21 protein-coding genes are annotated in these 23,232 nt (G+C 66.1%); 12 read left to right on the forward strand and 9 right to left on the reverse strand.

Going from position 1 to position 23,232, the window contains the following annotated elements:
* The first annotated feature begins 762 nt into the window (after positions 1-762).
* On the forward strand, positions 763-1,047 hold the full coding sequence (locus DEW08_RS10130; protein ID WP_245986556.1) for a Bro-N domain-containing protein: 285 nt from the start codon (positions 763-765) through the stop codon (positions 1,045-1,047).
* Between the two features lie 547 nt (positions 1,048-1,594).
* Here the strand turns inward: DEW08_RS10130 and DEW08_RS10140 are convergent.
* Complete coding sequence (locus DEW08_RS10140; protein WP_109326783.1) at positions 1,595-2,194, reverse strand: tyrosine-type recombinase/integrase; 600 nt, start codon at positions 2,192-2,194, stop codon at positions 1,595-1,597.
* Between the two features lie 1,241 nt (positions 2,195-3,435).
* Here DEW08_RS10140 and DEW08_RS30720 point away from each other — a divergent pair.
* The 4 genes from DEW08_RS30720 (at position 3,436) to DEW08_RS30730 (ending at position 5,570) form a co-directional block, all read left to right on the forward strand.
* A complete protein-coding gene (locus DEW08_RS30720; RefSeq protein WP_146214676.1) occupies positions 3,436-4,014 on the forward strand; it encodes a hypothetical protein in 579 nt (192 codons plus the stop codon).
* A gap of 543 nt (positions 4,015-4,557) precedes the next feature.
* Complete coding sequence (locus DEW08_RS30725) at positions 4,558-4,983, forward strand: hypothetical protein (protein ID WP_146214677.1); 426 nt, start codon at positions 4,558-4,560, stop codon at positions 4,981-4,983.
* Between the two features lie 226 nt (positions 4,984-5,209).
* The gene (locus DEW08_RS31130) at positions 5,210-5,374 is read left to right on the forward strand and encodes a hypothetical protein (RefSeq protein WP_168220335.1); all 165 of its coding nucleotides are present in this window, start codon (positions 5,210-5,212) and stop codon (positions 5,372-5,374) included.
* The gene (locus DEW08_RS30730) at positions 5,367-5,570 is read left to right on the forward strand and encodes a hypothetical protein (RefSeq protein ID WP_146214678.1); all 204 of its coding nucleotides are present in this window, start codon (positions 5,367-5,369) and stop codon (positions 5,568-5,570) included. The genes DEW08_RS31130 and DEW08_RS30730 overlap by 8 nt, the downstream gene beginning before the upstream one ends.
* Before the next feature lie 204 nt (positions 5,571-5,774).
* Here the strand turns inward: DEW08_RS30730 and DEW08_RS10145 are convergent, their stop codons facing one another.
* Both DEW08_RS10145 and DEW08_RS10150 read right to left on the reverse strand, forming a co-directional pair.
* Positions 5,775-6,935 carry a tyrosine-type recombinase/integrase gene (locus DEW08_RS10145; RefSeq protein ID WP_168220336.1) on the reverse strand — a complete coding sequence of 387 codons (1,161 nt, stop codon included), beginning with the start codon at positions 6,933-6,935 and terminating at the stop codon, positions 5,775-5,777.
* 314 nt (positions 6,936-7,249) lie between these two features.
* A complete protein-coding gene (locus DEW08_RS10150) occupies positions 7,250-8,533 on the reverse strand; it encodes a gamma-glutamyltransferase (RefSeq protein WP_245986557.1) in 1,284 nt (427 codons plus the stop codon).
* A 109-nt stretch (positions 8,534-8,642) separates the two neighbouring features.
* On the opposite strand from DEW08_RS10150, the gene DEW08_RS10155 reads away from it, so the two are divergent.
* The 5 genes from DEW08_RS10155 (at position 8,643) to DEW08_RS10175 (ending at position 13,163) form a co-directional block, all read left to right on the forward strand.
* On the forward strand, positions 8,643-10,019 hold the full coding sequence (locus tag DEW08_RS10155) for a M48 family metalloprotease (RefSeq protein ID WP_245986558.1): 1,377 nt from the start codon (positions 8,643-8,645) through the stop codon (positions 10,017-10,019).
* Positions 10,020-10,150: 131 nt separating this feature from the next.
* Positions 10,151-10,921 carry a DsbA family protein gene (locus tag DEW08_RS10160; protein WP_109326786.1) on the forward strand — a complete coding sequence of 257 codons (771 nt, stop codon included), beginning with the start codon at positions 10,151-10,153 and terminating at the stop codon, positions 10,919-10,921.
* A gap of 14 nt (positions 10,922-10,935) precedes the next feature.
* Positions 10,936-11,568, forward strand: a complete 633-nt coding sequence (locus DEW08_RS10165; protein WP_109326787.1) for an HAD family hydrolase — start codon at positions 10,936-10,938, stop codon at positions 11,566-11,568.
* Positions 11,569-11,663: 95 nt separating this feature from the next.
* A protein-coding gene (gene prfB / locus DEW08_RS10170; RefSeq protein WP_109326788.1) for a peptide chain release factor 2 occupies positions 11,664-12,786 on the forward strand; the annotation gives its coding sequence in 2 pieces (ribosomal slippage) (positions 11,664-11,732 and positions 11,734-12,786; 1,122 coding nt in all).
* A 44-nt stretch (positions 12,787-12,830) separates the two neighbouring features.
* The gene (locus DEW08_RS10175) at positions 12,831-13,163 is read left to right on the forward strand and encodes a peptidoglycan-binding domain-containing protein (protein ID WP_109326789.1); all 333 of its coding nucleotides are present in this window, start codon (positions 12,831-12,833) and stop codon (positions 13,161-13,163) included.
* A gap of 219 nt (positions 13,164-13,382) precedes the next feature.
* Here DEW08_RS10175 and DEW08_RS33145 read toward each other — a convergent pair whose 3' ends face one another.
* Positions 13,383-13,508, reverse strand: coding sequence for a hypothetical protein (locus tag DEW08_RS33145; protein ID WP_281262054.1), 126 nt, complete (start codon positions 13,506-13,508; stop codon positions 13,383-13,385).
* Between DEW08_RS33145 and DEW08_RS10180 the strand changes: the two genes are divergently transcribed.
* Together DEW08_RS10180 and DEW08_RS10185 are read left to right on the forward strand one after the other, a co-directional pair.
* Entirely contained in the window at positions 13,507-13,932 is a 426-nt protein-coding gene (locus DEW08_RS10180; protein WP_146214679.1) for a PDC sensor domain-containing protein, read from the forward strand. The two genes, DEW08_RS33145 and DEW08_RS10180, sit on opposite strands and share 2 nt — an antisense overlap.
* Before the next feature lie 14 nt (positions 13,933-13,946).
* Positions 13,947-15,050, forward strand: coding sequence for a GGDEF domain-containing protein (locus tag DEW08_RS10185; RefSeq protein WP_146214680.1), 1,104 nt, complete (start codon positions 13,947-13,949; stop codon positions 15,048-15,050).
* A 42-nt stretch (positions 15,051-15,092) separates the two neighbouring features.
* On the opposite strand, the gene DEW08_RS10190 is transcribed toward DEW08_RS10185, so the two are convergent.
* The 5 genes from DEW08_RS10190 to DEW08_RS10205 form a co-directional block, all read right to left on the reverse strand.
* Complete coding sequence (locus DEW08_RS10190; protein WP_109326802.1) at positions 15,093-16,112, reverse strand: ABC transporter substrate-binding protein; 1,020 nt, start codon at positions 16,110-16,112, stop codon at positions 15,093-15,095.
* 68 nt (positions 16,113-16,180) lie between these two features.
* Positions 16,181-16,870, reverse strand: coding sequence for an ABC transporter permease (locus DEW08_RS10195; RefSeq protein ID WP_245986559.1), 690 nt, complete (start codon positions 16,868-16,870; stop codon positions 16,181-16,183).
* Between the two features lie 111 nt (positions 16,871-16,981).
* Complete coding sequence (locus DEW08_RS33150) at positions 16,982-17,482, reverse strand: ABC transporter ATP-binding protein (protein ID WP_281262055.1); 501 nt, start codon at positions 17,480-17,482, stop codon at positions 16,982-16,984.
* A gap of 62 nt (positions 17,483-17,544) precedes the next feature.
* Positions 17,545-17,754: an ATP-binding cassette domain-containing protein gene (locus DEW08_RS33155; protein WP_281262056.1), complete on the reverse strand. Its 210-nt coding sequence runs from the start codon at positions 17,752-17,754 to the stop codon at positions 17,545-17,547.
* Positions 17,751-23,150, reverse strand: a complete 5,400-nt coding sequence (locus tag DEW08_RS10205; RefSeq protein WP_109326804.1) for an AMP-binding protein — start codon at positions 23,148-23,150, stop codon at positions 17,751-17,753. The genes DEW08_RS33155 and DEW08_RS10205 overlap by 4 nt, the downstream gene beginning before the upstream one ends.
* Positions 23,151-23,232 lie beyond the last annotated feature (82 nt).

The following is a 23,232-nucleotide window of genomic DNA, read 5'->3' on the forward strand; positions in this document are numbered from 1 at the left end:
CGGTAGCGTTGATGAACAGCGGGGGACGGCCGCGCTTTTGAGCATAATTTATGATTTTAACCTCATCGTCGCGCGCGCCCTGCTGCTTGAGGTAGCCGCTGGCTGCGTTAGTGTTGATGTAGAGCGGCGGACGGCCACGACGATTTTCCGAAACGACGTTTTGGAAATTCCTGACTTCATCGTCCTTGACGCCGTGGATCGCGGTGCGATCCGGCGAACAGCAGCAGCGTTCAGGAAGGCCGGTTCGTGAACGCTGCTGTTGATCGGCGGGGCTGCATGGCGGAAACGCCGTTTTTGGGGCGCTTTTTGGGGAGCGAGAACCGCGCGAAAAGCTAGGGTTTCCAACGGGTTGAAGGCGATTTTGAGTAGCTGTGGAGCTTGGAACCCTATACGCACTATACGTATTTGGAAAAAAAAACGTGTGTTAGCTATACATACAAAAAAAAAGGAAATACCTGTGTGAGAATAGGTCCCAAGGTACATAGGTCCCCTTTTTTCTTAAAATAGCTAGGATTTTCAACGGTTTGAGAGGTGGGGAGCGTCGTCTAGCAGGCCCGTTTTTCGGCCATTTTCGCCTAGTAGGCCCCCTCCACGAAGCCCATTCCTGTTCTTTTATTGCTTCTCAACGTGCTATTTTGTTCAATCATTACTTGCACCCCCCTACCACTCGTTTGCGTCCGCGCGATGACGCGCGGTGCAGACGCCTTTGGTGGGAAGCCCGTCCGAACCGTCACCGGCAACGGTGAGACTTGGTTCTGCGCCATGGATGTGTTCAAGGCGCTTGGGAATGACAACCCCAACGTCGCTGAACTGACCAAATGGTACGGCGTCGAAAATGGCGAAGCGCGCGTTCTGACTAAGAAGCAGGCTAACATCAGGACGCCTGAGCTTAGGGCCGCTTTCCCCAACCGTGGCCTGACCTTCATCAACGCTACCGCCGTTCGCCGCGTCGCCCAGCGCTCCAATACTCCCGCCGCCCGCTTTTACCAATGGGTCGATAGGACGCAGGCATCATTACTGAAGCGGCATTCTGCCAGTGTCCAGTAAAGTACTTTACGGAAGAAGGTCGGTTCCGATCTCCTATGCCAGACGCCCGAAACCATGCTTCAACGATCTGTTGACATCCTCCCTCTATAGGGAGGATTTGGCTTCCAGGGATCTGTCATCGCTCCGCATGAAGAATTCCGACCTATTCTCTCGCGCTACGCAGTGCCCATCTCCCGCGTATAGCTTCTTGCGACTTCGAGGGGCCAACACTCTCCTTCGTACTCAAGATCAAGCTGAAGAAGTCGGCGCTCTACGCGAAGGAGTAGCAGCTTTGTCTCCGCGCCATGGCAGGCGCGACTATGCTCGCGCACCAGACAGACTGCCCTACAGGTGGGGGATTCGCCTGTTACCATGCTGCGCGCCATAGCCGTACCTCCAACTTCCAGAGTCGGGAGATTCTACTACTTTTAACGTATCTGGCGCAGCACGTAATTCGAGGGATGAGAGCGGGAATACGGATATCCACCCGCCGCCGCGCACATAAACTAAAGCCCAGCTTACGCAGCTTTACCTTCAAGCGAGCGGTGCCCTGTTGCTCGCGGTGATATTAGACCATATCTACCAGCTTGCGCTTTGCATCACTGTCGCCTTGAATGTACCGCTGCGTGGTGGCGAGCGACGAATGCCCGGCCAACTCCTGAACGTCGCGGAGCGATCCACCGGCTTCCACAACACGCTTGGCGGCTTTGGTGACGAAGGTGCGGCGCCCCGAGTGGGAAGAACACCCGTCCATACCAAGCGCGTCATAGAGCCGATGAAACCACACCGTGACGGACGCAGCGCTCATGCCGGGGCCGCGTTCGGAGTGGATCACGGGCTTATCGGTTCCGGCTTTCCCGTCGCGCAGGGCGATGGTGTGAAGGTCTACCAGCGCAGCGCGCAGTTCGGTGTTCAGAGGGATGGTCCGTCCGCCGCGCTTCCCCTTGGAAGCCTTGTTTTCCAGGGCGATTGCGTCCCCCACGGTGCCGTTACTGTCCGTGACCATGCCCCAGGTCAAGCCCGCGATCTCCTTTGCGCGCAGCCCCGCCTTGACGCTCAGCAGCACCATGACGCGGTCGCGGGCGGGATAGCGCGTCCCCTCGACGTGGGAGAGGACGGCCTTGATCTGCTTGTCGCTGAGCGTCTTCGCCTGTTTGCCAAGTGCCATAAATCGGGCCTCCCTGCGCCCTGGTACCGATAAGGTTTCGACCGCTGTTCCAATTTTCTTATCAGTTTAGCGGGTGCTTGGCAATGCTAATGTGCTGAAGCCCTTGCTGCACCTAGACTGATAATAGAACATAAATTTCCTTATCAGTCCAAAGTTATGCAAAGCGCTACACCTGCAAAGTTGCCCATCTATCCCCTTGCGCCAGAAGGTCATACGCTGCTAAGAGCCAATCTAGCGCTAAAGCTAGGCAACCTTATAGCGTTGTTCCGAGTAAAGTAAGTAAAGCATAAGCGCCATACCCGGCATTGCATGATATAGTTCTACCTATTCACGATTGGTAACGAAAACGTCACTTATCGCTACCAATTTTGTTAAGTAAATCTCTCCGGAGGGACCCAGAGGGGTAGTACCCCCACTGTCCGAAAACTGCGACAGGTGGCGCACATGGCGCACGCTAATGCTTAATCACAGGATCCAGGTTCGAGTTATAAGGAACCAGAGTTGAAACCACAATTGTGCATAAAGGATCCAGGTTTCAACGCACGCCACCGTTCGGACAATACCGCTACGAATACAATATATAGCACGGAAAACACAATATTTGGTTCTCAACGTCTCTGGTTCGGGGGCTTAGTGCAAGAAAGTCCATCTTGCGGGGGACTTCCATCAGGCGCATCGTTACAAGAAAACCTAGACGCGGCAACGTGTTGGACGCACTTTTGGGGGATCTACGGACCTTGGGTGCCTCGGAGCCTGTGTTCTACATTATGATTCTAAGAACAATATGCGTATAGATTTTGGTGTGCTCCACCCCCATCGGCACAGTTTCACGTCGTTGCATTGCATTCTGTGGCAAGAAAGTGATAGAATAATGCAAAGTCGTGGACAAAACTAGCGACGATGAAAAGGAGAATTGCACAATGAAAATAAATGAGTTTTGCAAGCAAAACGGATTGGGTGTTAGAGCCTTCAAGGCATTACATCTTTCCGCAGTTCAGAGAGGAGACGAAATCGCGCGTAAAGTACTTTACGCCCTAGGTCCAGACGGTGGATGGGAACTGGCTGACCCAGGCTAGGCTAGGGAGTGGCTTTACTATGAGCGCGCAAGGGGAAGCAAACAACATTCTGGAGCAAAGACGCGAGCGGAACCAAAAAAGCCTTAGACTTTTGATCATATTGAACCTCCGGCGGGCTTTATCCGGGTACCCAGTGCTTCGCGCTATGCAATTAAATTCAGCGACGTGCCGGTTATCATCGACCTTAAAACAGGCCAGCCAGTCCACACCTTCCAAGTCAATAGTGCTGCCCGCGTGATGCTTCACGTCTACATTGCCGGTGTTCGCAAGACGATGAGATGGGCGCGGTTCGTATCTGCCGCAGCCGCACAGGTAGCGGTAGGCGTTCCGGCGGACCTATCACGCCTTGAAGCCTCGCACATTAATCATGCTAGCGACTCCATGGAACTTTCTGAAGTGACCCTAGAGCCAAGATCGCGTAATCTTGCACGCGAAAAGTACCGTGGAAAACTAACCACGCAGAAAGTTAAGGAGATCGCGGCAGTCGCTCAGAACGAACTGAATATATCCCAGCTAACTGCTGCTGACTTCCCCAAGAATTACAATCCGTTTAAACCAACCCTATCGAAATCCGTGATTGTGGCGTTTGTGAAGCGCCAAGCCGCAGCACACTCTGTGTCCCAAACAACTATCCGTAAATTAATCAGCTTCACACACTCAAACGAGTCGTTCAATGCTCTGATGCGCGACGCATATCCAGACTTCCAAGATGTTATTATGCGGTCATTGAGCAAAAGCGAATAATTTCTTGGAAAGAAAGCGGCGAGATTACTATCTTGCCGCTATTGCGGCATTGACTTTGCAGTGTTATAATATTGTCGAAACAGTAAGTTCTCTCCCTCAACAAACAAATAAAGGACTATGATGAATCATGATGAACTAATTTCCCTTGACGACGCCGCTCGATACTGCGGCGTCACCAAGGCAACAATCCGCAGCCGAATTCGGCGCTTCGGCTTTACCTCGATCTAGCGCTTTGGCCGACGCATCTACCTACGGCGCAAAGAATTCCTTGCCAGCCCCATTTCCTTTGCACTGTGAGTAAAAGAAATGCAATATCACGATCCTAAATTCTTCAAGGGCGCGGATGGCAGCTAGCTTGTGTCGCGCTTCCCGTATCCGGGAGAATACACCGTAACGTCCCACGCCAGCCCTTTGGAGCGCGCCATTGCTCAAGCGGCGGGACTTCGCATTGTAGAACCTGACGCAGAGGGGCGAATTACTCAGCCTCTCTCTGAGTATTTGGCTGATGACAATAGCCTTCTGGACCGGAAGTGGACCGCGGTAGTGGATGAGATTCGCAACGGCCTAACTCCACCCGCCACCGAACCCGACGCCAAGCCCACGATGGAACGTGCACCCGCGCGCTTCATCCGCGGCGACCTTGGCGGTATTGAGATAACTCGCTTTGCAGACGGCAGCGAGTGCACCCACTCGACTGGAACGCGCAGCCGCTTCGTTGAGCCTGCACTGGAAATCAAACCCCGGACCTTCGATCCGTTCAAGACGGATATGCAGGGGTATGTTGAAGCGCGCAGCAAGGGCCTGACCCCTTCAGTCCATATCAACACATCGTCCGGCCGAGCCGATCTTTCCGAGTCGTTTGACCTCGACGCATACCGGGAGTACCGGGAGGCGACCGCCTCACGCGGATGGCTGGACGACTGGCGCGCAGCGCGCGAACGTGGAGAGGTACCCGAGGTGCCCGCATGATCACCCTCCCGCACTGCTTCGACGCTGATATCCCGGAGGGCTTCTCGCCCTCACCGGATGCGCAACGTCCTGCCCCTCTACCGGACGGACCCGCTACAGGCCCAACACAGCCTGATTCAAAAGACGCCCCGTCCCCCACACGCCGCGAACTGTTCGCAGACCTCAACCGGCTGAAGCGCCGCGCGCACCGCGCGCCTGGAGAGGAGCCCAAGACGTGGGGCGCGCCATGACGCGCGCCGAGGCACTCGTGATCATCGCGCTCGATACCATCCTCCATCTGAGAGACGAAACCATCGCCCAGCGCCAGCGCGCGCAAGACGCCAAACCTCGCACGAAGCGGCGGAAGCGCCGCAAGGTGAAGGCCAGGAAGAGGCTGGCACGCCATGTATGAGCCTGATTTCACCCCCTTTGGCGACGGCGACGGCGAATATGCCGCCATCAGAATCCCCGGTTGCGCGCCCATCGTCGTCATTCGCGAGCGGGTGCGCGGCTATAGCTGGTTTAAATGCCCTGCCGCTATCGGCGGCGCGCTTGTTCTGGTGCTCAACCCCAACACCCGACAATACGACGTAAAAGGGTATTGTTAAGCATGAGGGGGTGCCCCACAGACGCCCTGTTCGCGCGGCAGCACGCTTCGCCGGAAGCTCCCGGCCCTGTAGCGCGCTCCGATCACTTCATGCGAGGCTCATACCGCCGCGCGTCGGCACTCAAGACGTCCTGTCCGCCTTGATCTACCACCACAACGCCCCACCGCACCAATGCGGCGGGGCGTTGTCGCTGGGGGATAAAAATCACAGCGACCGCAGGTAATCGCGCCACTTCTCCATAACAGCGCGCTTCGCCTCCATGTAGGCGAATTGATTGTAGTGTCGCGACGTTACATCACCAAATGTATGGTTAAGAACTCGTTTCAAATCTTCTAGGCCAACGCCTAGTTCTGCGAGGTTAGTTGTCATCGTACGCCTTAAATCGTGCGCTGTGAAGTTTGGAACGATATTCCTCATATCGTTGTAATCTCTTACCGTATGGGACAAAGAACGTGGATTGTATAGTTCATCTGTCTTCGGATTGACGAAGTAGAAGCCGCTCTTCGTTGCTTCTCCGAGAAGTTCGATGTGCCATTCAGTCAGGGGGAGGACGTGGATTTGTCCGTTCTTCGTCCGGTTTCCCTGAAGAGTCCATGTCCTCTCAACAAGATCAATCTCGCTCTTGTGAATGAAAAGACACTCGGACTTCCGTTGTCCTGTTGCGATAATCCAGCGAATTGCCCGGCGCATTGGGTCGGCATTTGCCGCTTCGGTGTTGAGGTACCGCCAGAAGTCCTTAAGTTCTTGTTTGGACAGGTAGCGGTCCCGCCGCTCCACTGGCGCAGGCATCTTCATGCCCGCCATCGGAGAGAACTGGATAAGCTGTTCTTCTACCGCATGGTTTAGGATGGCGCCTAGGTACTGCTTCACGAAGCGCGCCATGGACTCTTTCCCTTCGTCCATGTAGCGGGCAATTACGTCTTTAGCGTCTTTGCGCGTGAACTCGCCCACATCGATTGATCCGACGTGCGGTATTATCGATGTCCGAATCGTTCGTGCACGGTCGTTGGCTGTCTTGTTTCGCTGGAAAGCCGCGCTGGCGATATAGTCTTCAGCCACTTCGGCAATCGTCTTCGACGCCTTCGACGCCTTCGACGCCTTCGCGCCGTGCGTGGCTCCCTCCGTGCCGGATTGCTCCTTAGCCGCTTCGGCTGCAATTCGGGCATCCTTCACGCCCATCGTAGGAAACTTGCCAAGGGTTACGGTTTTGATTGCCTTGCCGACTCGGAACCGAGCAACCCAGACCTTCGAGCCATTATCACCGGCACCGACGCGCAGCCACAGGCCAGGAACGATATCGTCTTTGAAGTCCGTCCGCGCCTGGACCTTAAGCCCACGAACGGCTGTGTCTGTCAGCCTTGGCATGGGTACCCTCCCGATCATTTTGACCGGGCGGAGCTTACGCTTCCCTGTTTCCCATATCAAATGTCATGTTGCCCATTGGGAAACTTTTTGGGAAACAGGGGCGGATCACGGTGGACAGGGTGAAACCAGTGCATTCTATAAGCAGTTGAAATCACGGCTATATTGGTTTGCGCTGGTTTCGGTTTGTTTCAACGAACTTCCATGACGAAGAAGGGCGGAATGGCGCCCCGCTTGGAGACTTTCGGCGGCTTGGTCATTTGTTGTCTTGTCTCTCGTTTCTCCCGGGGGAAGGACGGGGGAGGGGGCGCAAGCCCTTACTCCCGCGGCCGTTCCTTCGCGATCATGGCGCCCATGGCGGCGCCGCGCGGATCAGCGCCCGTCTTGCAGGTCTTGACGCCGTTCTCCTGCGCCACCTGACAGGCGACGAACTGCGACCGGCCCGGCTGGTCGGGCGCGATGCTGGCGGCGATGGCCTCGGCGCCGCGTTCGTCCAGCGCCGACGGCAGGATCGCGGCCAGCAGGGCGGCGGGGCCGGCGGCCGGGCCGTCGTCGCCGGTGGCGGTGCCGACCCCGGTGAACAGGCTGCGGCCGACGATGGAGTTCGCCACCAGTCCCGGCGCGCCGAAGCCGCCGGTCGTCACTCCCTGGGCGGCGAGCAGCCCGGTGCCGGGAATGCTGCGGCCATTGCCGAAGGGGGCGCCCATGGTCAGCGCGCAGGCGACGCTGTTCTCGTTCATGTCCATGGCGACGAGGCCGGCGCCCGGAACGCCGGCGCCGCGCCCGCCGGCGCCCAGCAGGCGGGCGGCGCGGGCGGCCCGCTCGGCCGGCGGCAGCTCGGCCACCGCCTTCCAGGCCTCCGCCAGGCCGGTGCCCGTCGCGGTCTCCGGCAGTTGCGCGAAATGGGCGTCGACGATGCCGAGCGGCACCTTGACCGTCCCGGTGATCTTCGGCTGGAAGGCGCGCAGCGTGGCGAGGTCAATGCCCAGCCCCTGGGCCAGCGCGGTGCCGATCTGTCCGGTGTAGAAGGCCGGCACGCCGTTGCGGCGGATCTGCGACAGGGTGGCGGCCAGCTCCGGCTGGCTGAGCGTCGTACCGATCGCCGGTACGCCGCCGGCCGGCATCAGGCGCCGCCGCATCTCCGAGTCGCCGGGCAGGCGGTTGCCGTAGTCGGTCAGATCCTGGACCAGCGCGCGGCTGACGCCGGGGCTGAACTGGGCGACCTGTTCCGCCGGGACGGCCACCTGCTCCCACCGCATGGTGCCGGCGGTCGCCTGCAGGGCGGCGATGCCGCGCAGCAGGGCCGGCATGGCCGCTCCGCCCGGGCCGGCGGTGCGCGGCAGGAAGTCGATGGTGCGCGCCTCCTTCTTCGCGGCGTCGAAGGCGACGCAGACTCCGCCGCCCGTCAGCCCGACGCGCGACGGCAGCGTCGCGGTCATGGCGAGCGCCATGGCGGCGGCGGCATCGCCGGCGGTGCCGCCCTGGTTCAGGATCTCGCGCCCGATGGCGGCGGCGCGCGGCTCGTCCGCCGAGACGAAGCCGGGCAGGGCGGCGTCGGTCCTGAACTTGGTGTTGACGCAGCCGGGCAGCAGTGCTGCCACTATCGCAATCGTGCCCAACCGATGCCAGATTCGGTGGGAAGAGTGGCGAGGGGAATGCGGGCCGGTCGCCGGCCCCGGCACCCGGTCAGCACAGGCGGAGGTCGTAACGGTGCGCAAGCCCAGCAGGCTGGTTTCGGTCATCGCCATCGTCGTCGTGATGATTGCGTCGGTCGTTTCGGGGGTCTCGCCCGCAGGCGCCCAGCGCCGGCAGGAACTGCAGCTCCTCAGCGACGCGGAGACGGAACATATCATCCGCAACATGGCGCGGCCAATCTTCCAGGCGGCCGGCATCGATCCGGAGGCGGTGAACATCGTCCTGGTCAACGACCCGACCCTGAACGCCTTCGTCGCCGGCGGCCAGAACATCTTCCTGCATACCGGCCTCCTGCTCAGCGTCGACGATGTCGGGCAGTTGCTCGGCGTCATCGCGCACGAGACGGGGCACATCGCCGGCGGCCATCTGGTGCGCGGGCAGGAGGCGATGGAGAACGCCTTCCTCTCCTCGCTGCTCGGCATGGGGCTGGGCATCGTCGGCGGCGTCGCGGCGGGCAACGCCGGGGCCGGTGCGGCCGGCGCGATGCTGGGCCAGCATCTGGCGGAGCGCAACCTGCTCTCCTTCTCCCGCAGCCAGGAGGCCTCGGCCGACCAGGCGGGGCTGTCCTTCATGGAGCAGGCCGGCCTGTCCTCGCGCGGGATGCTGGCCTTCCTGGAGAAGCTGGGGGCGGACGAGCCGGTGCTGACCGACCGCGACGCCGGCTATCGCCGCACCCATCCGCTGACCCGCGAGCGGGTGGACGCGGTGCGCAGCTTCGTCCAGCGGTCGCGCTACAGCGACCGGCCGGTCCCGGCGGTGTGGAACGAGGATTACCGCCGCATCCAGGCCAAGCTCTACGCCTATCTCAACCCGACCGGCGCGCTCGCCCGCTACAAGCCGGAGGACCGCTCCTTCGTCGCCCGCTACGGCCGGGCCTATGCCTATTTCCGGCGCGGCGACGTCAAGCAGGCGCTGCCGCTGGTCGACGGGCTGATCGCCGAGGAGCCGCGCAACGCCTTCATGCACGAGATGAAGGGCGACCTGATGCTGCAGACCGGCCGGGCCGCCGACGCCGTCGCCCCCTACCGCAAGGCGGTGGAGCTGGCCGGCAGCGAGGCCGGGACGATCCGCGTCTCGCTCGCCCATGCCCTGCTGGAGCAGCACGATCCGCGGCTGGCCGACGAGGCGCTGAAGAACCTGCAGATCGCCGCCAAGACCAAGGCGCAGTCCGCCTTCCTGTGGCGGCTGAGCGCCCAGGCCTGGAGCATGAAGGGCGATGCCGGCATGACCGCCTACACCACCGCCGAGGAGGCGCTGGCCCGCGGCGACCTGCCGATGGCCAAGGCCCAGGCGGAGCGGGCGGAGAAGCTGCTGCCCGCCGGCTCCCCCGGCTGGCTGCGCGCCCAGGACATCCGCGGCCAGACCGGGCGCGCCGGGCGCGACAGGGAATAGACCGCGCCGCCGGCGCGTCCCTCATCCGGAAGGGCGGATCGGTGCTTGCAGCCGCGTTGCTCCCGGTCCACCTTCACTGCTCTTTCACCGCTGTCGAAATCACCCTGCTGTCGAACCGGAGGTTCTCGTTCATGGTCCGCATCCGCTCCGCCGCCCTGGCGCTTTCCGTCGCACTGGCGGCGCTGCCGGCGCTCACCCTTCCCGGCACCGCCTCGGCCCAGTCCGCCGCCCCGGCGATGGACGACGGCCAGCGCAAGGCGATCGAGCAGGTCGTGCGCGACTATCTGATGCGCCATCCGGAGGTGATCCTGGAGGCCGTCGAGGCCATGCAGCAGCGCGAGAAGCTTGCGGAAGCGGAACGGGCCAAGCAGGCGCTGGCCGCCAACCGGCAGGCCCTGGTCGCCAACCCCGGCGATCCGGTCGCCGGCAACCCGCAGGGCGACCTGACGGTGGTCGAGTTCTTCGACTACAACTGCGGCTACTGCAAGGCCGTGCAGGCCGACGTCACCCGGCTGATCAAGGACGACGGCAAGCTGCGCTTCGTCTTCAAGGAGTTCCCCATCCTCAGCCCGTCCTCGCTGGTCGCGGCCAAGGCGGCGCTCGCCTCGCGCGGACAGGGCAAGTATGTCGAGTTCCACAATGCGCTGATGGGCCAGCGCGGCCAGCTCGACGAGGAGGTGATCTTCCGCCTCGCCAAGTCGGTCGGGCTCGACACCGACCGGCTGAAGAAGGACATGGACGGCCCGGACATCCAGAAGACCATCGCCATGAACCAGGCGCTCGCCGAATCGCTGGGCATCCGCGGCACCCCGGCCTTCGTCATCGGCGACGAGCTGGTGCCCGGCGCCATCAAGCTGGACGAGATGAAGCGCCTCGTCGCCGCGGCGCGCGGCAAGAGCTGAGGGCAGGTCGTTCCATGATCGAATCGATTACGCCGGACCATCGCCCGACCAAGGTGGTGTTCGACATCGGCCGGGTGCTGATCGAATGGGATCCGCGGCACCTCTACCGCGAGCTGTTCGACGGCGACGAGGATCTGATGGAGGAGTTCCTCTCCACCGTCTGCACGCCCGCCTGGAACCTGGAGCAGGACCGCGGGCGCCCCTGGAGCGAGGCGGTCGCCCACCTGACCGCCGAGCACCCGCACTGCGCCGAGCTGATCCGCGCCTATGACGAGATGTGGGACGCCATGGTGCCCGGCGCGATCGCCGGCACGCCGGAGATCCTGGCGGAGCTGAAGGCCCGCAAGGTGCCGGTCTATTCCATCACCAACTTCTCGGTGGACAAGTTCAAGCGGGCGCAGCAGCGCTTTGACTTCCTCAATCGTTTCGATGGCGTCATCGTTTCGGGTGAGGAACGGCTGATCAAGCCGGACCCGGCGATCTATCGCTGCCTGATGGATCGTTACGGGCTCGATGCGGCGGATCTGCTGTTCATCGACGACAACCGCGAGAATGTCGAGGCGGCGATCGGGCTCGGCATGGCGGCGCATCACTTCAGCGATGCCGACGCCCTGCGGCTCGACCTGGAGCGGGTCGGGCTGCTCTGAAGCGGGGGCCGGGGACAAGAGGGGTGCATCGGCGGCGATGAGCCGCTACATATGCACCGGATTGTGTTCAACTTTGGCTGACGAGGAGGACCGCGATGCGGGCCGAGATCGAAGCGGCCGCTGGCGAGATCAGGGAATCGCTGGCGCTGCTGAGGAGGCATCTTTGACTGGGACAACGCACTGCGACGTCTCGACGAACTGAACGCGCTGGCCGAGGACCCCAAGCTCTGGGACGATCCCGACCGGGCGCAGAAGATCATGCGCGAGCGCACCCAGCTCGAGACCTCGGTCTCCGGCTACCGGGCGCTGGAGCGCGACCTGTCCGACAGCCTGGAGCTGATCGAGATGGGCGAGGCGGAGGGCGACCAGACCGTCGTCACCGACGCCGAGACCCAGCTCTACGCGCTGCGCGACCGCGCGGCCAAGCTGCAGCTCGAAAGCCTGCTGTCGGGCGAGGCGGATGCCAACGACTGCTATGTCGAGGTCAATGCCGGCGCCGGCGGCACGGAGGCCCAGGACTGGGCGCTGATGCTGATGCGCATGTACACGCGCTGGGCGGAGCAGCACGGCTTCAAGACCGAGTGGCTGGACGAGACGCCGGGCGAAGAGGCCGGGCTGAAGTCCGCCACCGTGCAGATCAAGGGCCACAACGCCTACGGCTGGCTGAAGACCGAGGCCGGCGTGCACCGGCTGGTGCGCATCAGCCCGTTCGACAGCCAGGCGCGGCGCCAGACCAGCTTCGCCGCCGTCTCGGTGTCCCCGGTGATCGACGACAAGATCAACATCGAGGTCAACGAGAAGGACTGCCGCATCGACACCTTCCGGGCGTCGGGCGCCGGCGGCCAGCACATCAACAAGACCGACTCCGCGGTGCGCATCACGCACATGCCGACCGGGATCGTGGTGAGCTGCCAGCAGGAGCGCTCCCAGCACAAGAACCGCGCCAAGGCGTGGGACATGCTGCGCGCCCGCCTGTACGAGCGCGAGCTGAAGATCCGCGAGGACGCAGCGGCGGCGCTGGAGGCCACCAAGACCGACATCGGCTGGGGCCATCAGATCCGCTCCTACGTCCTGCATCCCTACCAGATGGTGAAGGACCTGCGCACCGAGGTGGAAACCTCCCAGTCGCAGGCGGTGTTGGACGGCGACCTCGACATGTTCCTGGAAGCGGCGCTGGCGTCGCGCATCAAGGGACAGAGCGACGAGGCGGACGCCTGATCGCGGCGCCCGATTGCGGCATGACCGGGGTGGAGGAACGAACGATGACGCTGAGACTGCTCGCCGCCGGACTTTTCCTTGCCCCGCTCCTGCTCGCGGGGCCGGCGTCCGCGGCTTCGCCGGCGTCGGGCTGCGGCTACGAGGGCATGCCGCCGGAGATGTTCCGGGCCTATGTCCAGGGCGCCCAGGAGGCGCTGAACGAGCACGGCTTCCGGGCCGGGGCGGTGGACGGCAGGTTCGGCCCCCAGACCCGGTCGGCCGTCCGTGCCTACCAGCGCGCGGCGAAGCTGCCGGTGGACGGCTGCGTCAGCCAGCAGCTTCTCGACCACCTGAACTTCGCCCAGCCGAAGGTCTACGCGAAGGGGCGGCGCGGCTGAGCCGCCCCCTCCGCGTCAGCACGGCCGCGACCCTCGATGCAAGCGAAGGTCGCCGGTGCAAACAAAGATTGCATAAGAAAGAAGATTGCCGACCAGAAGCAATCTTCTGATCGTTCAAAGAAACCTTGCGACAGTCACCCGTATATTTAATGCCGAGTTAATGAACTCACGCGTCCGTGCTGCTCCTGATCTTGAAAAATCGACCCGGCAGTGAAAATATCAGTCATATACTGAATGGCTGAGGGCCGGGATGCTGCCGGGCAGTGTTAAAAGAGGCATTTTCCGGCTCTGGCCGCGCATAGGGTTGCGCGCGCAGGTCGAGATCTTCGTCTTGATCGCGATCATGCCGCTGATCCTCCTGATCTTCGTCCACTTCCTGGAGCACCGGGAGGACCAGCTCGCCCAGGCGCGGGACCGGGTGATCAGCCTGGCGGAGCGCGGGGCGGCGGATCATGCGGCGACCATCCTTCATGTCCACAGCACGCTCCGCATGCTGGCGCTGGTCCCCGACGTGCGCTGGGCGATGCCGCGGAGCTGCAAGGACATCCTGTACCAGGCCAAGGATCTGAACCCCTGGGCGGTCGGCTTCGCCGTGGCGGACACCAAGGGGACGCTTCTCTGCAGCACGGTGGACGGCGCGCCGGACGCCACCGTGGGGGAGCACGACTTCTTCCGCCGGACGCTGCGGGAGAAGACCTTCGTGACCGGCGGCTATTGGCACCGGGGGGAGGGGAAAGGCCGGCGCTGGCGGCCGGGCTTCCCATCCTGAGCCGCAAGGGCGCCGTGGAGCATGTCATCCTCACCGGCATCGATCTGGAATGGATGTCGGGCATCTCCCAGGAGATCGCCCGGTCGACCGGCGGCGCCGTCGCCCTGGTCGCCTCGGACGGCACGGTGATCACCCGGGTTCCGGATGCGCAATCCTTCTCCGGGCGCATGATGGCGGACCATCCGGTCATCGCCCATGCCATCCGCAACACGAAGGGCACCGTGGACGGGACAGGTCTCGACGCCGTGCCGCGAATCCACGGATTTGCGCGGCTGCCGGCGTCCGACTCCACGCTGATCGTCGGCATCGCGCGCGACGACGTGGTCGGCCCGATCAATGCGGAGGTCATGACCAGCGCCGCCGTCGTGCTGGCGGTGGTGCTGGGCATCACGGTCGGCGTCTGGTTCCTGATGGATGTGCTGGTGCTGCGGGGGCTGCGCCATCTCCAGCAATCGGCCGCGCGGCTGTCCACCGGGCAGATCGACGGCCTGTCCCCCTGTGCGCCGGGCGGGATCCCGGCGCTGGAGGTCGGCAAGGCCGTGCAGGCGGTCCGGCGCATGGGGCAGACGCTGCACACGGTCGCCTTCACCGATCCGCTGACCGGGCTCGCCAACCGCCGCTTCTTCGACGCCTTCGTCGAGCGGTGCGAGGCCCTGCCGCCCGAGGAGAGGACGCCGCAGGCCATCCTGTGCATCGACCTCGACGGCTTCAAGCCGGTCAACGACCGCTACGGCCATGCCGTCGGCGACGCGGTGCTGAAGGCGGTCGCCAGCCGGCTGATGCGCTGCGTGCGCGAGGTCGATCAGGTGGTGCGGTTCGGCGGCGACGAGTTCGCCATCCTGCTGGACATGGCCGATCAGCCGGACGAGGAGCAGGCGCTGCGCGTCGCCGAGCGGGTCGTCAAGGCGCTGTCGGTTCCGGTCAAGGCGGAGGGGGTGGAACTGCAGATCGGCTGCAGCGTCGGCATCGCCGTCTGGCCGACCGACGACCGGCGATTCGACACGGTGCTGCGCTATGCCGATCAGGCGCTCTACAGCGCCAAGCGGCGCGGGCGCGGGCAGGCCCGGCGCCATCGCGACCTGGTCGAGGAGCGGGAGCAGCGGCCGGACGCGGTGTGATCCCCGTCCGGTTCCCGCTGCCCGTCCCGGCGGCTGTCGTCGTTATTGGCCGACGAAGCTGAGGTCCATGACCGACCTGGCGTCCAGCGCCTTGTCCACCTGTCCTTCGGACTGCCAGAACTTCACCTGGTTGACCACGTCGTCGACCAGCAGGCGGCCCTGCGGATCGACGTAGGGCAGGCCGATGGCGACCAGCTCCGGCTTCTGCTTGGTCGCCTCTGCGATGATGCCCAGCAGCTCGTCATAGCCCGGCCCCTTGACGATGGTGCCGGCGGCGTCCTTCGTGTTGAAGGCGGCGTGGTATTCCGCCAGCGCCGTCCTGTAGGCACGGACGAACTTCTCCACCACCGGGCGGCGGTCCTTGATGGTCCTGGGCGCGGTGAAGAGGGCGCCGAGCTGCCAGGGCGTCTCGTCGCCCGCCCAGCCGATCACCTTGCCGGCCCCGTCGGCGACGAGCTGGCGCGCCACCGTCGCCGGGGAGAGGATGGCGTCGACCTGGCCGCCCTTGAAGGCGGCGGTCATCTTCGGCACGTCCTGCAGCGGCACCATGGTCACGTCCTTGACCGTGAAGCCGTATTTCTGGCCGAGCAGGCCGATCATGTAATGGAAGGTCGAGCCCGCCGTGGTGATGGCGATGCGTTTGCCCTTCAGGTCGGCCGGCGTCTTCAGCCCGGCGTCCCAGGCGGCATTGGTGGCGAGATAGGCGGAGAGCTGGAAGCCCGGCTCGTCCCGGCTCTGCGCCGCGACGATGGTGGCGGCCCCCTTGGCGGCCAGATTGTAGAAGCCGGCGGTCAGCCCGGTGACGCCGAAATCCACGTCGCCCGAGGCGACCGCCACCGGCACCTGCTGGGCCGAGGTGAACATCTTCAGCTCGACGTCCAGCCCTTCCCTGGCGAAATAGCCCTTGGCCTTGGCGATGAAGATCGGTCCCGACGACGAGAGCGCCAGCACGCCGACGCTGGCCTTCTCCAGCCCCTGGGCGAAGGCCGGCAGGCTGGTGGCGGCGACAGTCGCGGCGGCGGCGCCCAGAAAGGCCCGCCGGGTCCAACGCGCAAAGCTCATTCGCAAATCCCCCCTGTTCAAGCTCGGATCGAATTCCGCCGACCGCGACCGGTCGCCGGGTGGCATTGTCAGCGCCAGCGCAGCAGCCGGCGCTCCAGGACCGACAGGACGGTGCCGATGGCCAGCCCCAGCAGGGACAGCACCAGCACGCCGGCCAGCAGCGCGTCGGTCTGCATCAGGTTGCCGGCGGTCAGCACGAAGGCGCCGATGCCGTACTCGGCCCCGATCATCTCCGCCGCCACCACCAGGATCAGCGCGATCGAGGCGGTGATGCGGAAGCCTGCCAGGATGCCGGGCATGGCGCCGGGCAGCACGATGGAGCGCAGGATCGACCGCCAGGGCAGGCCGAAGCTCTGCGCCATGCGGATCAGGTTGCGCGGCACCGCGTCAATGGCGCTGTAGGTGGCGATCACCGTGGGGAAGAAGACGCCGAAGCCGATGGTGGCGAACTTCGACGGCTCGCCGATGCCGAACCACAGGATGAACAGCGGCAGCAGCGCGATCTTCGGGATCGGGAAGAAGGCGGAGACCAGCGGCACCCCGACCGCCCGCGCCACCGAGCCGATGCCCATGGCGAAGCCCACCAGCATCCCGCCCAGCGTGCCCAGCGCCCATCCCACCCCGATCCGCATCAGCGAGGCGCGCAGGTTCTGCCACAGCGACCCGTCGGCGATCATGGCGACCAGCGCGTTGGCGACCGAGCTCGGCGGCGGCAGGAACAGCGGGCTGACCAGTCCGCTGCGGTTCGCCCCTCCCACAGCCCGACCAGGACGAGGAAGGCGACCAGTGCCGCCCAGGGATGGCGGCGCACCGTGAAGCCGCCGCCGCGAAAGCGCACCGGCTGGCGGTTGATGTCGGCGGCCGGTCCGTCAGGCATCGGCGATCTCCCGGTCGGCAAGCTGCGCCTCGGCGCGGATCAGGTGCCAGAGCCGGTCGCGCACCTCGGCGAGATGGAGCTGGGCGGCCGGCGTCTGGCGGGCGTCGCGCGGCTCCTCGACGGCGACGATCTCGCGCAGCCGTCCGGGCCGCCGGCTCAGCACCGCCACGCGGTCGGCCAGCCGCAGCGCCTCGTCCAGATTGTGGGTGACATAGACGGCGGTGGTCCGCTCCCGCCGCCAGAGGTCGAGGAAATCCTCCATCAGCAGCTCGCGCGTCTGGGCGTCCAGCGCCGACAGCGGCTCGTCGAGCAGCAGCAGGGCCGGGCGGACGGCCAGCGCCCGGGCGATGCCGACGCGCTGGCGCATGCCGCCGGACAGTTGCTTGGGCAGCGCCTTGCGGAAGTCCCACAGCCCCATGCGGCGCAGGCCGGTCTCCACCCGCTCCCGCCGCTCGGCGGCCGGCAGGGGATGATGCTCCAGCACCAGCGCCACATTGTCCTCGACGCTGCGCCAGGGCAGCAGGGCGAAGTCCTGGAAGACGAAGGTGATGGGGTTCAGGCAGCCGTCCGGCCGCTCCCCGTCACCTCCACCCGGCCGGCGGTCGGCGCGACGATGCCGCCGGCGATGCCCAGCAGGGTGGATTTGCCGCAGCCGCTGGGGCCGATGACGGCCAGCACCTCTCCCTCCCGCACCGTCAGGTCGATGCCCTCCAGCACGGTCAGCTCGTCATAGCGATGGGTCAGGTCGGAAAGGATCAGCCTCATGCCTTCGGTCCGGATGCCGGGAAGCCCTTCGCGAGAAGGCCCGCCCAGGCGATGAGCAGGTCGTCGCGGGACTTCAGCCCCGGTTCCGGCAGGGCATGGTTGACCACCGCCTTGGCGGCCCCGCCGGTCGCCTCGGGCAGCCGGTTCTCCCACATCGCCTGATGAAGCGTCGGCAGATCGTCCCAGGGTCCGAGGTATGTCGGCGGGACGCGCACCGCACCAGAGGCGATGACGCGGTTCAGCCCTGCGATTTCCGCCGCATTCGACAGATGGGTGCCGATGATGGCGGCGGTCGGCATCAGGATGCGGCGCTGGCGCATCCACACCTGCGGCGCATAGAAGCTGTAACGCCGGCCCGCCATGTCGCCGCAGTAGACGACGCGGCCGGTGTGCGGCCGCAGGATCATGGTGGAGACGGCCAGCGTGTCGCGCCGCGCCCGCTCCACCACCACGTCCGGCATGCCGCGCGGGTTGTCGGAGGAGCGCAGGATGCGGCCGACCGCCTGGCCGAGCGGCTTGAAGGTCTCCTCGGTGAAGAGGCGGACGGCCTCCTTGAAGGCGGCGGTCTCGCGCTGCGGGTCGGGCAGGTCGGGCATGGTGTCCGGCCAGACGAAGTGCGGCACGCGCCGCGCGATCTCGGCCAGCGACACCGCGCCGGCCAGCGCCTCGCCATAGCCGAGCGACAGGACGAAATCGCGCTCGGCATCCTGGTCGGTGACGACGCAGATGCGCCCGCCCGCCTCGCGCGCCGCCTCGATGGCCGCCAGCGCCGTGTCGTCGCGCAGGCCGACCGCGCCGGCGCCGTAGAAGACCAGCACCGCCTCGCCGGGGCGCAGCCGGGCGCGGGCGAGCATGTCGGCCGGCGTGGCGCTGCCCGGCTTGCCGAGGAAGGTCATGTGGTAGCCGCTGGAGGCGCCGAAGAAGGTCAGCGCCCCGCCATCCGCCAGCGCCTGGAAGCTGCGCGGGAAGGCCGTCTCGCCGGCATGGCTGACCGCGGCGTCGACCAGCCGGCCGTCGTTGACGGCGCGCACCGCGTCGAGGAAGGGGCGGCCGGCCTCCTCCCAGGCGCGCCATCGGGCGGGATCGGCCGGAATGCGGGTGAAGGCGGCCTCGTGCGGGCTGCGGTCGACGGCGCCGGCGCCGCGGGCGCGGATGGCGGCGGCGCGGCGCTCCGACGACACCATGCCGGTGACCTTCACCCGGCGGGCCAGCGCCAGTTCCACCGTCCAGGCGCCGGTTCCGCCGGCCGCCCCCTCCACCAGAAGCCGCTGGTTGGGCCGCAGGTCGAGCGCGGTGAACAGGGCGCGATAGGCGGTGCCGGCGGCCAGCATGTAGCTGCCGGCCTCCTCCAGCGTCAGGTCGGGCGGCAGGTGGAAGAGCTGCGGGCCGTCGGCCAGCATGAACTGCTGATGACTGCCGTCCGGCGACTGGTAGCCCTGGATGTGGAAGTCGGTGAACATCGGATCGGCGCCGGCCTCCGGATCCAGCAGGTCGGAGACGCCGGAATAGACCGCCACGAGGTCGCCGACGCCGAGGCGCCCCTGCGCCTGCAGCGCCTCGCCCAGCCGGACCACCAGCCCGACGCCGCCGCTGCCGGTGATGTGGGCATCCTCGTCATGCTCGTCGAACAGCGAGATGGGGATGCCGGTCAGCGCCCAGACGTCGTTGTAGTTGACCTCCGACGCCAGGACATAGACGAGCGCCTGGTTGGGACCCGGCTCCGGCACCGGGACGACGAGCTCGACCTCCGAGTCGATCGGGTCGCCGTGGCGGGCAGCGCCGGTCTCCGCGTCCCGCACCACCGCCTGGGCGAGCTGCCAGCGCGGCAGCGGCGTGGCGCCGGGGAAGAAGGGGCTGCCGATGGGCAGAAGCGCGCCGGCCGCCGCGAGGTCCGACTTCGGCGTCCGGACCCGCGGCCGGGCGGGCAGCGGCGGCGACCGCTTTTCCAGGAAGAGCGCGATGCCCTTGCGCGCGCCGGTCTCGCTGTCGAGCAGGAACCGGGCGAAGGCGGCGATCTCCGCGGCGCATCCGGCCTCGAAGCCCTCGCGCAGCCCCGTGTCGACCAGGGCGACGATGGTGTCGGCGACGGGGCCGCGGCCGACCGCGTGGGCCTGGCGCAGCAGGGCGGCGATGCGCTCGTCCCGCGCCGGGACGGGCCGCGGGACGGTGTCCTCGTCCGCTCCCCGTCCCGGCGGGGGAACGGCGTCCGCGTCGCCCAGCGCCATCCGCCGCGCCATGCTGCGGGCGAGCGTCAAGGCGTCGTCGGCGCCGCGGGCGATCACGTCGACCAGCCCGCAGTCGAGCGCCGTCTGCGCGTCGATCTGGCGGCCGGACAGCAGGATCTCCAGCGCGCGGGCGTAGCCGGCCTCCGGGTCCTTGCGCAGCAGGAGGCGCGGCAGCCGCTGGGTGCCGCCATAGCCGGGAGGCAGGAACAGGTTGATCTCCGGCTGGCCGAGCCGCGCGCGCGGATCGGCGACGCGCAAATGGCAGGCCATCGCCAGTTCGCAGCCGCCGCCGAGCGCCACGCCGCGGATGGCGGCGATCACCGGCTTGCCCATCGTCCCGATGGCGCGGAAGACGGCATGGGCCTTGGCGGGCAGGGCGCGCGCCTCGTCCTCGTCATGCACCTCGTCGGCGAGCTGGCGGATGTCGGCGCCGGCGACGAAGCTGCGGCCGCCCGCCCCGGTGATCACCACCGCCCGCACGTCGGCCCGACGGGCGAGGTGGTGGACCAGCGTATCCAGCTCGTCCAGCAGCCGGTCGGACAGCGCGTTGACCGGAGGGTTGTCGATGGTCAGGGTGGCGAGCGTCACCCCCTCCGCCAGCCGGTCGTACTGCACGGTCAGGAAGCGCTGGCGCTCGATCAGCGTCTGCTCCTCCGCCCGCTGCTGGCCGCGGGTCCACGCCTCGACCTGCGCCCGCAGCGCCGTCAGGCATTCCGGATTGCGCAGGGTGGAGGTGTCGCCGAGCGGCTCGCCGGTCATCATCGCGGTCAGGAAGCGGCGCATGTATTTGCCGGACCGTGTCTCCGGAAAGGCCTGGACCACCAGGATGTCGGAGGGCACGGCGACCGCCCCCTTCTCCTGGCGCACGAGGTCCTTCAGCCGCCGCTCGTCGTCGGCGGTCAGGTCGCGCCCCTTGGCCGGCAGCACGAAGGCGACCGGGGTCAGCCCCTTCTCGCGGTGCGGGGCGCCGACGACGATGACGTTGCCGACCGGGCTGTCGGGGTTGATCTGCTTGTCGCGCAGGATGGCGCCCTCGATCTCCTCGGTGCCCATACGGTGGCCGGACACGTTGATGACGTCGTCGGAGCGGCCATGCAGGCTGAAGGAGCCGTCCTCGTACCGGCGCGCGAAGTCGCCCTGCAGATAGGCCAGCACCGGCCGGCCGTTCCCGTCGCGGAACCGGCCGAAATAGGTCCTGGCGAAGCGGTCGAGATCGCCTGTCCAGTCCGGCCGGCCGACCCGCCCGGCATCGCCCCAGATGGTGCGGGCGAGGTAGGGGTAGGGGGCGGTGATGACGATCTCGCCCTTCTCCTCCAGCTCCGCCGGGCGGAAGGCGTGGCGCCCGTCGGCGTCGGGCTCGCCCTCCGTCACCCAGACGTCGCCCAGCACCCAGGGCAGCGGGTAGGTGTGGGCGTCGGCGCGCAGCGGCTGGTCGGGGTTGCCGTAGGGGTGCGTCCAGACGATGCCGCCATGCTCGGTCGCCCAATAGCTGTTGATGTATTGCGGGGTCATCACCTGCATGCCGAAGGCCTGCACCGGCGGGCTGGTCGGTTCGGCGCAGAAGGTGGCGACGCGCAGGCTGGAGCGGTCGTAGCGTTCGACGTCGGCGCGGTTCTCCGGGTTGGTCATCACCGTCTTCAGGAAGGTGACGCCCGCCTTGAAGATGGTCACCCGATGCCGCTCGATGATCGAGGCGAAGCGGCCGGCGTTGGGGAAGACCGGCGCCCCCTCCGTCACGATGCCGGGGATGCGGGCGGCGAGGCTGGCGGTGATGAGATAGCTCTGGCCGGTGATCCAGCCGGGGTCGGCGACGACATAGATGACGTCGCGGCCGGGCAGCGCGTCGAAGCTGACCGTCATGGTGTGGGCGAGGCCGGCGACATAGCCGCCATGGACATGCACCACCCCCTTGGGCTTCCCGGTCGAGCCCGAGGTGTAGATGATGAACAGCGGATAGTCGGCGTCGACCGGCCGGCAGGGCACCGCCTTCGCCAGCACCGCATAGAGCGCCCGGTCGTCGAGTGCCCGCAGCGCCGCCATGTCCGGCAGCCCGGCCTCGCGGCAGATCTCCCGCTCCGCCGCGGCCAGCAGGTCGTGCGCCCAGACGTCGCGCCCTTCGGTCCAGGCCATCTCCGGCAGGGCGGCGTGGCGGACGACGATCACCGTCCCGACGCGGGAGGGGGCGTGGGCCAACGCCTCGGCCACGCTGGCGCGCAGGTCGGCGACGGTGCCGGCGTCGAGCCCGCCCGTCCGGTCGAGTGCGCGGCCGAGCTCGCGCATCAGGTCTGCCGGGGCGACGGTGATCTCGGACCCCAGCGCCTCGCGCACCGGCTCCATCAGCGCCCCCATCAGCGCCTCGTCGCCGAGCTTGGCGCGCACCACCTCGCCGGCGATGCGCAGGGCGGTCGGGACCGCGACGTAGCGGTCGAGCGCCGGGTCGGTGTAGGCCTCCTTGAAGGGGGCGACCTCGGCGTTGCGGCTGGCGCCGTCGGCGGTGATGACGACGCGGGCGCCGGCATTCTCGATGCGGTCGGACAGCGTCTTGTCGGAGAAGCCGCCGAAGACCGCGGTGTAGATGACGCCCAGCCGCTTCGCCCCCTCGGTCCAGACGATCTGGTCGAGGATGTTCGGCATGTTGAGCGCGATGCGGTCGCCGGGCTCCAGCCCCAGGCCGGTCAGGGCCCGGGCGGCGAGGACGGAACGGATCAGCAGTTCCCGGCGGGTCAGCGCGACATGGTGGACCGGGCCGCCGCGCCCGCCGTTGGCGGTGGCGTCCCAGCGGTCGCCCTCGTACCAGTAGGCGACCTCGCCGCCGTGGCCGGACAGGACGTGGCGGTCGACCTCGTTGAAGGCGGCGTTGGTCAGCCCGCCGGAGAACCAGCGGTAGAAGGGCGCGTCGCGGTCGTCGAAGGCGGTGGTCCAGGCTGTCCAGTCCCGCCGCTCCGCCGGCTCGCCCGTCGTGGCGTTCCAGCCGCGCCATGTGCCGTCCGCATCGCGCATCAGCCAGTTGGCGCCGTCGAACCAATGGATGGTGGTGGCCGCGATGTCGCCGTGGAAGGCGCCGGGATCCCGCTCGCAGGCCGTGCGCATCGCCTGCCAGTCGGCGGCGCTGCGAATCGGGTTGACGGCGACGTCGCGCGGCACGGGCGGCAGGGTGGCGGTCTCGCCCATCGTCTCACTCCCCGGACTGTTATCATTGGTGGCCGCTGATGATCAGCGGCACCAGCACTATAGCGCGACGCCGCGGCCCGCA

Source organism: Azospirillum thermophilum (genome assembly GCF_003130795.1).
Lineage (GTDB): Bacteria > Pseudomonadota > Alphaproteobacteria > Azospirillales > Azospirillaceae > Azospirillum > Azospirillum thermophilum.

What these genes read in the sequence shown, in the direction of transcription:
- DEW08_RS10130 (WP_245986556.1), top strand. Translation starts at nt 763, where the DNA reads ATGGATGTGTTCAAGGCGCTTGGGAATGACAACCCCAACGTCGCTGAA.
- DEW08_RS10140 (WP_109326783.1), bottom strand. Translation starts at nt 2,194, where the DNA reads ATGGCACTTGGCAAACAGGCGAAGACGCTCAGCGACAAGCAGATCAAG.
- DEW08_RS31130 (WP_168220335.1), top strand. Translation starts at nt 5,210, where the DNA reads ATGACGCGCGCCGAGGCACTCGTGATCATCGCGCTCGATACCATCCTC.
- DEW08_RS30730 (WP_146214678.1), top strand. Translation starts at nt 5,367, where the DNA reads ATGTATGAGCCTGATTTCACCCCCTTTGGCGACGGCGACGGCGAATAT.
- DEW08_RS10145 (WP_168220336.1), bottom strand. Translation starts at nt 6,935, where the DNA reads ATGCCAAGGCTGACAGACACAGCCGTTCGTGGGCTTAAGGTCCAGGCG.
- DEW08_RS10160 (WP_109326786.1), top strand. Translation starts at nt 10,151, where the DNA reads ATGGTCCGCATCCGCTCCGCCGCCCTGGCGCTTTCCGTCGCACTGGCG.
- DEW08_RS10165 (WP_109326787.1), top strand. Translation starts at nt 10,936, where the DNA reads ATGATCGAATCGATTACGCCGGACCATCGCCCGACCAAGGTGGTGTTC.
- DEW08_RS10175 (WP_109326789.1), top strand. Translation starts at nt 12,831, where the DNA reads ATGACGCTGAGACTGCTCGCCGCCGGACTTTTCCTTGCCCCGCTCCTG.
- DEW08_RS10180 (WP_146214679.1), top strand. Translation starts at nt 13,507, where the DNA reads ATGCCGCTGATCCTCCTGATCTTCGTCCACTTCCTGGAGCACCGGGAG.
- DEW08_RS33145 (WP_281262054.1), bottom strand. Translation starts at nt 13,508, where the DNA reads ATGATCGCGATCAAGACGAAGATCTCGACCTGCGCGCGCAACCCTATG.
- DEW08_RS10190 (WP_109326802.1), bottom strand. Translation starts at nt 16,112, where the DNA reads ATGAGCTTTGCGCGTTGGACCCGGCGGGCCTTTCTGGGCGCCGCCGCC.
- DEW08_RS33155 (WP_281262056.1), bottom strand. Translation starts at nt 17,754, where the DNA reads ATGAGGCTGATCCTTTCCGACCTGACCCATCGCTATGACGAGCTGACC.
- DEW08_RS10205 (WP_109326804.1), bottom strand. Translation starts at nt 23,150, where the DNA reads ATGGGCGAGACCGCCACCCTGCCGCCCGTGCCGCGCGACGTCGCCGTC.